Source organism: Bacteroides caecicola (assembly GCF_023337095.1).
GTDB lineage: Bacteria > Bacteroidota > Bacteroidia > Bacteroidales > Bacteroidaceae > Phocaeicola > Phocaeicola gallinarum.
On record NZ_JAMBLM010000006.1, the window covers coordinates 67,960 to 81,967 of the forward strand.

At 46.8% G+C, this 14,008-nt stretch carries 13 protein-coding genes; 8 read left to right on the top strand and 5 right to left on the bottom strand.

All coding sequences use genetic code 11. From position 1 onward, the window contains the following. Positions 1-100: 100 nt before the first annotated feature. The 4 genes from mnmA to M3085_RS07540 all read right to left on the bottom strand — a co-directional run bounded on the left by mnmA (position 101) and on the right by M3085_RS07540 (position 6,217). The gene (gene mnmA / locus M3085_RS07525) at positions 101-1,240 is read right to left on the bottom strand and encodes a tRNA 2-thiouridine(34) synthase MnmA (RefSeq protein WP_191710720.1); all 1,140 of its coding nucleotides are present in this window, start codon (positions 1,238-1,240) and stop codon (positions 101-103) included. Between the two features lie 3 nt (positions 1,241-1,243). Beyond that, positions 1,244-2,026, bottom strand: coding sequence for a 4Fe-4S binding protein (locus M3085_RS07530; protein WP_204500296.1), 783 nt, complete (start codon positions 2,024-2,026; stop codon positions 1,244-1,246). An 81-nt stretch (positions 2,027-2,107) separates the two neighbouring features. Beyond that, on the bottom strand, positions 2,108-2,716 hold the full coding sequence (locus tag M3085_RS07535; protein ID WP_178256792.1) for a polysaccharide deacetylase family protein: 609 nt from the start codon (positions 2,714-2,716) through the stop codon (positions 2,108-2,110). 171 nt (positions 2,717-2,887) lie between these two features. Further along, the gene (locus M3085_RS07540; RefSeq protein ID WP_178256793.1) at positions 2,888-6,217 is read right to left on the bottom strand and encodes a DUF2723 domain-containing protein; all 3,330 of its coding nucleotides are present in this window, start codon (positions 6,215-6,217) and stop codon (positions 2,888-2,890) included. A gap of 356 nt (positions 6,218-6,573) precedes the next feature. Here M3085_RS07540 and M3085_RS07545 point away from each other — a divergent pair, with 356 nt between their 5' ends. The 8 genes from M3085_RS07545 (at position 6,574) to folK (ending at position 12,803) form a co-directional block, all read left to right on the top strand. Continuing rightward, entirely contained in the window at positions 6,574-7,023 is a 450-nt protein-coding gene (locus tag M3085_RS07545) for a cupin domain-containing protein (RefSeq protein ID WP_249052691.1), read from the top strand. Positions 7,024-7,390: 367 nt separating this feature from the next. Beyond that, complete coding sequence (locus M3085_RS07550) at positions 7,391-8,290, top strand: class I SAM-dependent methyltransferase (protein WP_249052693.1); 900 nt, start codon at positions 7,391-7,393, stop codon at positions 8,288-8,290. A 5-nt stretch (positions 8,291-8,295) separates the two neighbouring features. Beyond that, complete coding sequence (locus tag M3085_RS07555) at positions 8,296-9,165, top strand: cell division protein FtsX (RefSeq protein WP_204500293.1); 870 nt, start codon at positions 8,296-8,298, stop codon at positions 9,163-9,165. Positions 9,166-9,196: 31 nt separating this feature from the next. Next, a complete protein-coding gene (locus M3085_RS07560) occupies positions 9,197-9,445 on the top strand; it encodes a DUF3098 domain-containing protein (RefSeq protein ID WP_178256796.1) in 249 nt (82 codons plus the stop codon). Continuing rightward, positions 9,445-10,302: an undecaprenyl-diphosphate phosphatase gene (locus M3085_RS07565; protein ID WP_249052694.1), complete on the top strand. Its 858-nt coding sequence runs from the start codon at positions 9,445-9,447 to the stop codon at positions 10,300-10,302. Before M3085_RS07560 ends, M3085_RS07565 begins: the two co-directional genes overlap by 1 nt. Continuing rightward, positions 10,302-11,006: a tRNA pseudouridine(55) synthase TruB gene (gene truB / locus M3085_RS07570; RefSeq protein ID WP_178256798.1), complete on the top strand. Its 705-nt coding sequence runs from the start codon at positions 10,302-10,304 to the stop codon at positions 11,004-11,006. The genes M3085_RS07565 and truB overlap by 1 nt, the downstream gene beginning before the upstream one ends. 17 nt (positions 11,007-11,023) lie before the next feature. Continuing rightward, positions 11,024-12,079, top strand: a complete 1,056-nt coding sequence (gene queA / locus M3085_RS07575) for a tRNA preQ1(34) S-adenosylmethionine ribosyltransferase-isomerase QueA (protein ID WP_178256799.1) — start codon at positions 11,024-11,026, stop codon at positions 12,077-12,079. A 256-nt stretch (positions 12,080-12,335) separates the two neighbouring features. Next, complete coding sequence (gene folK / locus M3085_RS07580) at positions 12,336-12,803, top strand: 2-amino-4-hydroxy-6-hydroxymethyldihydropteridine diphosphokinase (protein WP_178256800.1); 468 nt, start codon at positions 12,336-12,338, stop codon at positions 12,801-12,803. Between the two features lie 176 nt (positions 12,804-12,979). Here folK and M3085_RS07585 read toward each other — a convergent pair whose 3' ends face one another. Beyond that, the gene (locus M3085_RS07585) at positions 12,980-13,999 is read right to left on the bottom strand and encodes an arabinan endo-1,5-alpha-L-arabinosidase (RefSeq protein WP_249052696.1); all 1,020 of its coding nucleotides are present in this window, start codon (positions 13,997-13,999) and stop codon (positions 12,980-12,982) included. Positions 14,000-14,008 lie beyond the last annotated feature (9 nt).

Genomic DNA, 14,008 nt, shown 5'->3' on the forward strand with positions numbered 1-14,008 from the left:
ACAAAATATCTTACATGGAACGATTGGTTAACATTTGCATCTATACATACGCTACAAATAACAATTTATCACAATAATCAAGTAAAATGATTACATTTTATCAAAAGGAGTTCTGAAAAAGCATTTCTTTTTCTGCCGCTATCTTCTTTATTCCTTGCTGGGAGGCTATAAATCCTCCACCTAACACGCGATTACCTTCATAGAATACAGCCGACTGTCCGGGTGCTATGGCAGAGGCTTCTTCAGCAAACTTTACTAACAGTCTGCCGTCTTCAAGCCAAAGAACACGACAGGATATAGGGCGACTACGATAGCGGATGCGTACAGACAGGTCGGGACATGCTGTCAACTCTTCACGATCGGCTACGTTGACATCTTCCACCAACATGTAGCGGGTTCTCAACTGTTCGGCATCGCCTAACATAACCGTATTCTTTTCCGGATTGATTTTCAGCACATACGCAGGTTTACCCAAAGCGATTTCAAGTCCCTTGCGCTGACCGATGGTATAATAGGCAAAACCTTTGTGCTTGCCCAGTTTGATTCCTTTGCTGTCGACGAACCATCCTTCACCGATACGCTCATCAATATCGGGACAATGTTCGCGTAGAAATTCACGATAATCTTTATCTATAAAGCAAATTTCCATGCTCTCCCCTCCCCTTGCTTTGGCCTCAAATCCTTTCGAAGCGAGGTAATCGCGCACGGATGCTTTGGTCATTCCACCCAGCGGGAACATCATGCGGCGCAAAATTTCTTGAGGAAGTTTCCACAGAAAATAAGACTGGTCTTTTGTCGAATCATCGCCGGTAACAATGTAACGATAGCCGTTGCGGTCTTCCAAACGGCAGTAATGCCCCGTAGCGATATATGCACAGTTTGTACGGTCGGCCCATTCACAAAGAATCCGCTCTTTGAACAAAGGATTACACATTACGCAGGGATTAGGCGTGCGCCCTCTCATATATTCATCTATAAAATACTGTACAATTACTTGGCGGAACTCCTTCCGCACGTCTGCTACATGGTGTTCGATACCGAGGCGGGCAGCCAACCGTTGCGCCTCCAATACATCATCCGGTTGTTCCTGACCGGGTGTAGAGAAATGAGAAGGAACATCCCACGTACGCATGGTAACTCCTACTACTTCATAGCCTTGTTCTTGCAGCAGGATGCAAACGGCGGAACTGTCTATTCCGCCGCTCATCCCCACCAATACTCTTTTTTCTTTTTCTTTCATACTTTATAAAAATAATTCCGGCTCGCGACGTACATTAAACCGTTCATGCAAAATAGCGGCGAAAGGATTATCAAATATCCGGGCTTCGTTCGGACATACCTTTACACACGCACAGCATTTAATGCAGCGGTTCACATCGGTTTCAATACGGCTTCCATCTTCACTCACCCGAATGGCATGAGTTGGACATACCTCAACGCACTCTCCGCATACGAAACAATTTTCCGTACAGACGGGACATGCAGGCTGTCCGGCTTTGAGTTCTTTGTATGGAGTATTTCCTTTTACGAACAGTTCCGGCAAAGAGGAAACCTCACAGAGTTTTTTCCAACTGTCTTGACCAAAGCATTCGGCCTTTTGCAAATCGGAAGCGTCGGGACGTCCGGCTGCAATCGGGCGGGCAGGTGTGCTGTAACTGTGCTCGCCAATGAAAGCAGCAGCCGAGAGGGGCATGAAACCAAGTTCTACCGCCGTGTCACGCAGTTCTAACAGCGCGTCTTCATAGTCGCGATTACCGTAAACAGTTATCAATATAGCGGGAGCATTGATTCCCCGCAAACGTTTCAAGCGTTGCAGCGCCACGGGTGCTACCCGTCCGCCGTAAACCGGGACAGCTATCACCGTCAGGGCATCTCTTATTTCGATGGGTGTCAGGTCTTCATCCAGCGTGAGATCGGTTTCGATGCGCCGCCCCATTCCAATGCCTTCGCCCACGGCACGCGCTATCTTGGCAGAGGTATGAGTGGGCGAGAAAAAAACAAGCTGCGTAGTAGTATATGTATTCATGTTAAAAAGAAGTTGGTTATTATGAAAACAAAGATAACCTTTTCCGGCGAAAATTCACTTCACAGGCGGTCTGAATAGAATTTAAAACACTTTAAACTCATATCCTTGCGAAAGCAACCACTCGATGGCGCGGGGCAAGGCGTACTTCAGATTCTGTTCCGACTTCAACGAATCATGAAAAGTGATTATCGAACCGTTACGCGCATATTTCTTTACATTCTCAAGCACTTGCATCCCGTTCATCCGCTTGCTGTAATCGCGGGTTACCAAATCCCACATCACGATACGGTATTTTTTGCGGAGCGTGCGGTACTGCCCCCAGCCCAAATGTCCGTGAGGCGGACGGAACAAATCAGTATGTAAATAGTCGTTTGCCTTATCGGTATTCGCCAAATAATTGTCACTTGAATACTCAAAGCCCCGGATGTGGTTAAACGTATGGTTGCCCACACGATGTCCACGCTCTACCACCATCCGGTACTCTTCGGGATGCTTGCGCACGTTATCGCCCACCATGAAAAAAGTGGCCCGGATGCCATATTTGTCTAACACATCCAGCACCCACGGCGTAACACGAGGAATCGGTCCGTCATCGAAAGTCAAATAAACAGCTTTTACCGTTTTATCCATTCGCCACAAAGCTCGCGGATAAAGAAACCGCAACAACGCGGGCGGTTGTTCAATAAGCATAATTCTGTTATAATTGTAAATTTATCCGTTAAAACAATTGCAGGGGCGAGATTTCCGCCCGAACACACCGATTAAGACGAATGTTTCGGACGGAAAACTCCCGCCCCTGCAATTTTATGATTTCATTATTTGCTGCACAGACTTCCCGTAAGGAAAGTATATAGCATCCGGTTATTTGCCTACGCGCTGTTCGAGCTGCTTGTACAGATTCTCGAACGTCTTCGTATAACGCAATGACGAAGGATGGTTTTCTTCTCCTCCCTTGTCTGATTTCACATTAGCCATGCTCTTACATACATCATCCAGAATGTAAAAATGACGCATACAATTCTCGTATGAGGCAGCGAAACGCACATCATCCAAGCTCAAATACCACCGGATATATTCAGTAGAATTTTTAGCCAGATGTTCCAAGATAGTCATTGCCTTCTCCGGATGTCCCAGCTTAATATAGTCATCAGCCATTTCTTTCGAACTGCTCATGATATAATCGTGAGGAACGGTAGTGCCGGGGATTACTTTTTCGCAGTAATCAAGCACTTCGAGCGCTTTGTCGTTCTTGCCCTCGCGGATAAGCTGGCTTGCCAATACCACGAACATGCGGCGATGGGTATCGCACATGCGGAGTGTGGTTTCATCCAAATAAATGTCCGGGTTATCGATGCCGCCGAACTTGAACTTCTTCATCAGGTTCTCATACATTTTTTCCGAATCAACACGTCGTCCTGTCTTCGTGTTATCGAACGGCGTAATGCGATAAGCCAATCCTTCTTGCAAGAAGTTGTTTGTCAGGTTCAGATGATTATCCGAGCCTACGGTTATCGCCATGTACAGCGGACGCTCCCAGTTGGTGTTGGCAAGCATTTCAAGCATCATGAGTTCGCTCTTATAAAGCACACGTTTGCCTTTCAGTGAGATGTGCATGTAATCGGGAATGGAATCAGGAGTCATCATGCCCGAACGCTTGATGGCTTCCTTATCCAGCTTAATCACGAGGCTGTCGGTAGGAATCATCTGCAATTCGCTGTCCTTCGGATTACGTACCCAATACTTCAGGATATTCTTCAGTTCGTAGGGATTGTCACCGAATTCTTTCTTTGCCTCTTCCGGATTCTGCTTGTAATAGTTATTGATGGTTTCCATTGCTTCGGGACGCACATAGACTGCCTCGTTGTGTCCGGACACGTAATCGATACGTTCCCAGTCGATAGGTACAGAAGGCGAGTCGTATGCCGGACGGCGCATCTGGTCGATATACCAGTCGGTTTGCAGGTAGCTCAGGTTACAAACCCGTACATCCGTACGCACACCTTCGGTTTCCTGATTATACCACAAGGGGAAAGTATCGTTATCGCCGTTGGTAAACAAGATGGGGTTTCCTTTATCGGGCACGGAATTCAGATAGTTCTGTCCGAAGTCACGGCAAGTATAACGCCCGCTGCGGTCGTGGTCGTCCCATGTCTGGCTTACCATCTGTATCGGAACGCACAAGCAAACCACACTTGCCAATACAGCTGCCGGCTTCTCGCCCATCTTCTTCCGGAGGAATTCGGCAATGGCAGCAACGCCCAGACCTATCCAGATAGCGAACCCGTAGAACGAACCGGCATAAGCGTAGTCACGCTCACGTACCTGCTGAGGAGCCTGATTCAAATACAGCACAATGGCCAATCCGGTCATGAAGAACAAGAAGAATACAATCCAGAATTGCTGGATGCCCCGTTCGCCGCGATAGGCCTGCCAGAACAGTCCGATGAGTCCCAATATCAGCGGCAGGCAGAAGAACACGTTGTGTCCTTTGTTATTTTTCAGCTCGTCGGGCAGTAAGGATTGGTCGCCGATCAAGGCATTGTCGATAAACGGAATACCGGTAATCCAGTTTCCGTGTTCGATTTCGCCTTGCCCCTGTATGTCATTCTGACGTCCTGCAAAGTTCCACATAAAGTAACGCCAGTACATGTAATTCAACTGGTAGATAAAGAAGAAGCGGATATTATCCCACTGGGTAGGCACTTTTACCGTCATCATGGTTCCGCACTGGTCGTAGGGCACTTCTTTTCCGTCGATGCCTCCCAGCCAGTCCTCGTATGCCTGCGGATGTCCGGGCGCATCGCTCCACATACGCGGGAATAACATATTCTGCGCATATCTGTATTCCGTCTTGTTACGTACCACTTCGTAGCTGTCTTTTTCATCGGGCGATTCTTTTTCCTTACGCTGGTAAACGGGAGCGCCTTCTACGACATCGTACATACATCCCCCGTCCACTTCTTTCAGAGCAGGTTTGGAAGCATACGTCTGCCCGTAGAACAGCGGGCGGGTTCCGTATTGCTCACGTCCTAAATATTCGCCCAGCGTGAAGATGTCTTCGGGAGAATTCTGGTCCATCGGCGTATTGGCAGACGAACGAATCACGATAACCGCATACGAAGAATAACCTACCACAATCATCATCAGCGCGAGCAAGCTGGTATTCATGGTACGGGCACTGACGCGGTATTTCTCATTCAGGTTGGCGAACAGGTAAATGGCAAGAACAGCCAATACGATGACACCGATAAGCACGCTTCCCCATCCATGACCATAAAAAGGAATGCCCAACAGTCCTACCGTGGTGAGGAAAGAGATATTCATACGTTTACGGCTGCGCACGGTGTAGCTCTCGTAAACTCCCCATATAATGCTTGCCGCAAGGATAATGATGTAAATAATCAGTCCGGTATTAAACGGCAGCCCGAAATCGTTGACAAACAGCAGCTCGAACCATCCGCCTACCTTCACGATTCCCGGAACAATGCCATACAGCACCACAGCCACCAGCACCATTGAACCTACAAGTGCCGCAAGACTGCCTTTCAGCGTGGCATGGGGATGCTTCTTATAATAATAAACCAATACGATGGCAGGGATACACAACAAGTTCAACAGATGGACACCGATAGAAAGCCCCGTAAGGTAAGCTATCAGAATCAGCCAGCGGTCGCTGTGAGGTTCGTCTGCACGGTTATCCCACTTCAGGATGAGCCAGAATACCAATGCCGTAAACAAACTGGAGTAGGCATATACTTCACCCTCTACGGCACTGAACCAGAACGTATCGCTCCACGTATAAGCCAATGCTCCTACCAAGCCCGACCCCATAATGGCTATAACTTTTCCTGTGGTCAGGTCGGCATCGTTCGGACAAATCAGTTTCTTTGCCAAGTACGTGATGCTCCAAAAGAGGAAAAGAATACACGCCGCACTCATGAGTGCGCTCATTATGTTAACCATCATCGCCACGTGCGAAGGGTCGGATGCAAACTGGCTAAACAGATTAGCCGTCAACATAAAAAACGGTGCGCCGGGCGGATGTCCGACTTCCAGCTTATAGCCTGTAGTGATAAACTCCGGGCAATCCCAGAAACTGGCAGTAGGCTCGATGGTCATGCAGTACGTCACCGCCGCTATGACAAAGGCTAACCAACCTACCAGATTGTTAATCTTGTTGTACTGTTTCATTATTAAATGCTTGTTTTTTGTTCAATAGCCGCAAAGATAGTAAAGATATTACTACTGAAAAGCGTTCATTGTCTTAAAGTTTATCAAGGAAGAAAAGATAAACGTGTACGGCGCAGCGAATATTCCCCCGTTTCCTCTGCACAAGCCTTTCCGAAAGAAGCACGGAAGGAAAAATTTTTTTCATCTTTTTTACCGGAATAACCTGCTGTTTTTCTGCAAAAGTGAGATTGAGGTAACTAACACACACTTTTGTAACCTCTTGTTTATTAGATAAATGAAGCATACCTTTGTGGTATCGAAAAGAGAGTAAGAATACAATACAAAGCGAATAACCAACCTATAAAAACAAGAAGATTATGAAACAGATTGAACCAATCGCAACAGCTGCGAATTTTAGCGCCATCAACATCGGCAAATTAAACGAACTGAACAATTATGTATTGGAATTAGGACCAGATGTAAAAATCCCCGGAAAAGTATTCGGCGGCACGGCACTGCAAGCCACAGGCGGAGAGTTTTCATTCCAAATGTTTCAACCCGGCACAGAAACCGGTTTCCTCCACACACACAAAACACACGAAGAATTGTATTTCTTCTTGAGCGGTACGGGAGAATTTCAGGTAGACGGACAGGTATTCCCGATACAGGAGGGCAGCGTAGTACGTGTGGCACCGGACGGAAAACGCTCCGTACGCAACAACGGAACATCGCCGCTCATCATGCTCTGCGTACAATATAAAGGCAATACGTTTACGCCCGAAGATGCGGCCGACGGATGCATCTTAAACGAACCGGTAAAATGGTAATACCGCTTTTCGCCGCAAACCAATACCGGTGCATTCCATAAGGAAACCGCACTTTCCGAAATGGATTTATAAAAACATAAGCACAAATTTTATAACCCGGCATGGAGAGTTATACAACTCACCTTGCCGGGTTATATAACTCACTAAGGCGGGTCGTACAACCCAGCCTGCCGGGTTATAAATTTCATACCAGAAACTTAGCAAACCAATGCCGTCCGCCACCCGTCTCTGGCGGGCAATACCCTCCTTTCAGTCGCCTATTTCATCACTGTTTGCCCGCTTTTCAACCTTTAACTCTTAAAAACGTTTAAAGAAAATCGTGCCATCCCTGATTTATTTGTTATTTTGCACCAAATTAGGGTTTAAAGTGAACGTATTTAAGATAAATAAATGTCCGCTCTGCGGAAAAGACCAGTTTGAGTCGGTAATGACCTGTAAGGATCATTATGCAACGGGAGAACCGTTCGAGATATGCCGCTGCCGGACATGTGGTTTCTTATTCACCCAATCGGTTCCGGCGGAAAACGAAATCGGACGTTATTACGAAAGCCCGGACTACATTTCGCATACTGATACCCACAAAGGGCTGATGAACCGCGTTTACCATTACGTTCGTCGCTACATGTTGGGCAGGAAAAGCCGCCTTATCAAACATAGCTGCGGATTGAGCCGCGGATATTTATTGGATATCGGTACGGGTACAGGATATTTCCCCCACTTCATGCAGAAAAAAGGCTGGCGGGTATCTGCCATTGAAAAAAGCCCGCAGGCACGCGCTTTCGCAAAGGAACATTTCGGCTTAGACATTGATACGCCCGAAACGCTCGGCACATATCCCGACAAGTCGTTTGATGCCATTACGCTTTGGCACGTGATGGAACATTTGGAGCATCTGAACGAAACGTGGGAAACACTGGGGCGCATTTTGAAAGACCGTGGCGTTTTGATTATAGCCGTACCCAATGCAGATTCGTTTGACGCACAAAAATATAAGGAAATGTGGGCAGCATACGATGTTCCACGCCACTTATGGCATTTTACGCCTTCCACCATGCAGCAGTTCGGGGCCAAACATGGGTTTATCTTAACCCAGCGGCGCCCCATGCCTTTCGATGCGTTCTACGTATCGATGCTTACGGAAAAGTATAAAAAGACGCCATGCTACGTGCTGAAAGGAATGATAACCGGAGCAAAAGCATGGGCTGCCTCTCTTGCGAAAAAAGACCGGAGCAGCTCGATGATTTATGTCTTCAGAAAAAAACAATGATTACGATGGGAAAAAAAACGGGTTCGTTCTTCGATATGCAGTTTATCACCTCTGCCATCAGCACCATGTTGGTGTTGCTCTTATTGGGGATGGTGGTGTTTTTCGTACTGGCTGCCGGAAACCTTTCGGCGTACGTACGCGAAAACATTACGTTTTCCATCGTGTTCGATGACCAGATAAAAGAACAGGAGATTATCGGGTTTCAAGAAAAATTAAACTCCGAACCTTTTGTAAAACAGACTTTCTACATTTCCAAGAAACAGGCATTGCAGGAGCAGACGCGCGCCATGGGTACAGACCCTGCCGAATTTCTGGGGTATAATCCTTTCGAGGCTTCCATCGAAGTAAAGCTCAAAGCAGAATACATCAACTCTGACAGCCTGAGCTGGATTCAGGAGAAACTGATGGACAATAAAAATATTATTGAGGTAAACTACCCGCAAGACTTGATTGACTCGGTGAACCGCAACTTACAGAAAATAAGTGTGGTATTACTGGGGCTGGCGGCGCTGTTGACACTCATTTCGTTTGCCTTAATCAACAATACCATCCGCCTGACCATTTACTCAAAGCGTTTCCTCATCCATACCATGAAGCTGGTAGGCGCAGGATGGGGATTCATCCGGCGACCTTTCCTTGTGCGTAATATCTGGGTGGGCATCTTGGCTGCTGCACTGGCAGACGCCCTGCTCATGGGAATGGCGTACTTCCTTGTCAGATACGAGCCCGACTTGGTAGAAATCATCACACCTACTGTCATGGCGGTGGTCATGGGTGCCGTCTTCATATTCGGAGTTACCATCACCGGACTTTGTGCCCTGATTTCCATCAACAGATATCTGAGGATGAAAGTCAACGAATTATATTGTATGTAACGGATATTCACTAAACTTTTTTATTACCATTATGGATAAAAAACACTTTGCTTTTGATAAGACCAACTTTCTATTGCTTGCCATCGGCATGGTAGTTATCATCATCGGCTTCTTGCTGATGAGTGGTTCCGGTTCGTCGGAAACGGCGTTCAACCCGGACATATTCAGCGTACGGCGGGTCAAAGTAGCCCCCATCGTATGTTTTGCCGGATTTATCTTCATGATTTACGGCATCCTGCGCAAACCGGCCGATGACTCAACTTCTAAAAACGAACACTAATGGCGGGAGATTTAAACTTATTTCAAACGATTGTCATCGCGATAGTAGAAGGTCTTACCGAATTCCTTCCGGTTTCTTCTACCGGACACATGATTATCGCACAACACGTCTTGGGAGTAGAAAGTACGGAATTTGTCAAGGCTTTCACCTTCATCATACAGTTCGGAGCCATTCTTTCGGTGGTATGCCTGTATTGGAAACGCTTTTTCCGTCTGAATCACAAACCGGCTCCCGAAGGTGCTTCTGCCGTAAAACGGTTTATACATAAGTTTGATTTCTACTGGAAGTTGCTGGTAGCATTCATTCCGGCAGCCGTTTTGGGCCTGCTGTTCAGCGATGCCATCGATGCCATGCTGGAAAGCGTAACCGTAGTGGCTGTGATGCTGATTGTAGGAGGTATATTCATGTTGTTCTGCGACCGCATTTTCGGTACAGGACGCGAGGATACGCCAATGACGGAAAAACGGGCATTCGTTATCGGACTGTTTCAATGTATTTCCATGATTCCCGGAGTATCGCGCTCAATGGCAACCATCGTAGGAGGTATGGCACAGAAGCTCACCCGCAAGGCAGCAGCCGAATTTTCGTTCTTTCTTGCCGTGCCCACCATGTTTGCCGCTACCGTATATAAAATGGCAAAGCTGTTCATGGAAGGCGGAACGGAAATCATAACAAACAATCTTACCCCGCTGATTGTTGGAAACATCGTAGCCTTTATCGTGGCACTGCTTGCCATCAAATTCTTTATCAATTTCGTTACGAAATACGGATTCAAGGCTTTCGGATGGTATCGGATTATCGTTGGGGCTATTATTTTGATAATGTCGTTTTTAGGTTATAATTTGGAATTGGCTTGATGAACTTTAAAGAAGGAGAAGTTTTATATTTCGACAAACCGTTGCGATGGACATCGTTCGCGGTAGTCAACAAAATAAGATATCACATCAGTCGCAAGCTGGGAGTTAAGAAAATAAAGGTGGGACACGCCGGAACACTCGACCCGTTGGCTACGGGGGTTATGATTATCTGCACCGGAAAGGCAACGAAACGTATAGAGGAGTTCCAATATCATACCAAGGAGTACATCGCCACACTGCAGTTGGGAGCCACTACGCCATCGTTCGACCTTGAAAAAGAAATCGATGCAACTTACCCTACCGAACACATCACTCCTGAAATGGTAGAGGACGTTTTAAAGAAATTTGTCGGTACAATCGAACAAATACCTCCGGCTTTTTCGGCTTGCAAAGTAGACGGCAAACGCGCTTACGACCTTGCACGGCGAGGCGGAGAGGTGGAACTGAAACCGAAAACACTCGTCATCGACGAAATAGAGCTGCTGGAGTGTAACCTGCCGGAAATTAAAATACGGGTGGTTTGCAGCAAAGGTACGTACATCCGGGCATTGGCACGCGACATCGGCGAAGCACTCCACAGCGGAGCACACCTTACCGGACTTATCCGCACCCGTGTGGGCGATGTGAAACTGGCAGACTGTATGCAGGTTGACGGCTTTGAAGCATGGCTTGAGAAACAAGATATTGATGTTATAAACGATTAAGGAAAGAAAGGAAGAAGATGAAACTGTCACAATTCAAATTCAAATTGCCGGAAGAGAAAATTGCACTCTATCCGGCCAAGTACAGAGATGAGTCTCGCCTGATGGTGGTACACAAAGCTACCGGGGAGATAGAGCACGTTATGTTCAAAGATATATTGAACTACTTCGATGATCAAGATGCGTTTATCTTTAATGACACCAAAGTATTTCCGGCACGTTTATACGGAAACAAGGAAAAAACCGGTGCGCGCATCGAGGTATTCCTCTTGCGCGAACTGAACGAAGAGCTTCGCCTTTGGGATGTTTTGGTAGATCCGGCACGTAAAATCCGTATAGGAAACAAACTTTATTTCGGTGAAGACGACTCGATGGTGGCAGAGGTCATTGACAATACCACTTCGAGGGGACGTACGCTCCGCTTCCTTTATGACGGACCGCACGACGAGTTCAAGAAAGCACTTTATGCGCTGGGCGAACCGCCTCTTCCTCCGTTTATCCACCGTCCGGCAGAACCGATAGACGAAGAGCGTTTCCAAACCATCTATGCGAAAAACGAAGGTGCTGTAACCGTTCCTGCCGCCGGACTGCATTTCAGCCGCGAACTAATGAAACGTATGGAAATAAAAGGAATCAACTTTGCTTTTATCACCATGCACTGCGGGTTAGGTAATTTCCGCGACATCGACGTGGAAGACCTGACTAAACATAAAATGGACTCTGAACAAATGTTTGTGGATGCTGAAGCCTGCCGCATCGTAAACGAAGCAAAAGACCGTGGAAACAAGGTCTGCGCCGTAGGTACCAGCGTAATGCGTACCATCGAAACAGCCGTAGGTACAGACGGACACCTGAAAGAATTCGAAGGATGGACGAACAAATTCATTTTCCCGCCTTACGACTTCTCGGTAGCAAACGCCATGATAAGCAATTTCCACATGCCGCTTTCTACCATGCTCATGTTGGTATGTTCTTACGGTGGTTATGAACTGATTATGGACGCTTATCAGACGGCGCTGAAAGAAGATTACCGTTTCGGTACTTACGGCGACGCCATGCTGATTCTGGAAAAGTAAATTTTCGGGAGCAACCATCTACTAAGAGCCTGTTTAAATTTTGCTCTGCCTGCGGTTTGAGAATTGTTTTCGAGGATGTTTTTCGGCTTTTACGAGGAGGATAGCGGGCTATCTGACGAGTAAAAACGGGGAAACAGACCGGAAACAAACTCAAAAAGGGGCGGATGAAAATACTTAATCGGAAAATTTAAACAGGCTCTAAGCATCATTATATGTGGGGCGGGATTGACCCGCCCTTGTTTTTACGTAATAACGTATGCCGAAAGTATATTTAGGATTAGGAACAAATTTAGGAAACAAACCGGACAACCTGACACAGGCTATCAAACTGATAAACGAAAAAATAGGGAAAGTTATATCGCAATCATCTTTCTATGAAACGGCTCCGTGGGGATTTACGTCTGATAACGATTTCCTTAATGCTGCGGCGGAGGTGGAAACCTCATACTCGCCGCTTGAAGTATTACGGCTTACCCAAGAAATAGAACGGACATTGGGACGTACTACTAAATCGGTAAACGGAACATACTGCGACCGATTGATAGACATCGACCTACTGATGTACGACAACTGCATAGTCAAGACGCCTGAGCTGACGTTGCCTCATCCTCTCATGACGGAACGAGACTTCGTAATGCTTCCTCTTATAGAAATAGCCGGAAACGAAATCCACCCGCTGTTCGGCAAACCACTGAAAGAACTTTCTCCCAAATCCAATGAATAATAAAACAGGAATCACGATGAACAAACAACAACTCCGTGAGGCGTTATACGATTTATCCAATCGTATCCGCCGTGCCGCCGATTCGATATAACCCTCTCCGATCAGGATATTTGAATATTTTCCTGAAACAATCCCCCTTCTCCATGCCTAAACATCGGGAAGGGGGATTGTTATGTTTACCACGCTACGATAGGCCATCCGTCGGGTGTCCATGTCATTTCGCGGATAATCAGTTTAGGAGCACCGTCTTCTTTCGCAGAGTAAGCGTGACAGATAAAATAATCCTTTCCATCAAAATGGTAGGCTGCATTATGTCCCACTCCTACGTAATCAGCATTTCCTTGAATCACTAATGAACCGCCTCCCTGAGCCATTGACTTCCCATCTTTATCCAGATAGGGACCCGTAACAGTTTTCGAACGTCCTACTACTACTTTGTAGTTGCTCTTCATCCCCCTACAACAGTAATCGAACGAAACAAAAAGGTAGTAATAATCGCCATGCTTCATGATGAAAGGAGCTTCCACCGCTCCGTCGCCCGGATCTTTATCGTCTAACTCAAACGAACGCTCGCGACGACTCAGCGAATACCATTCCTCCGGTTGTGCAACTCGTGCCAAATCGTCTGTCAGCCTCACCATTTTGATACCATCCCAAAACGAGCCGAAACTCATCCACGGTGTGCCAGCCTCGTCTATAATGATATTAGGGTCGATGGCATTCCACATATCCCGGTTAGGTACAGACTGGATGATTTTTCCTTGATCCGTCCATTTAAACCGTGCATCAGAAGGGTCGAGCGTAGGATTAGTGGCATGGCCGATAGCCGAAGTATTCTTGGCAAAAGCCGAACAAGAATAAAAAAGGTGATACAAGCCGTTGTGATAAATAATATCCGGTGCCCACGTATGTCCGTGATACCCCTTGATGGCATCTACCGCCCATTGAGGAGCTTCCTCAAAAACCGGCTTCTCAAACTTCCAAGTCTTCAAATCAGACGATGACATGACCGAAACACCCTCGCCCGTGGCGAAAAGATAAAATCGATCTCCCTGCCGTGCAAGTACCGGGTCGTGTGTCATGACCTGCTCTATCGGAATCTCTCGCGAAGGAACTGCCGTTTTTACCGGAGTATCAGCGTACGCAGCGTTTACTGCAACCAGCAAGCACGCAGATAGTAGTAAGTTATGCTTCATAATGGTAAA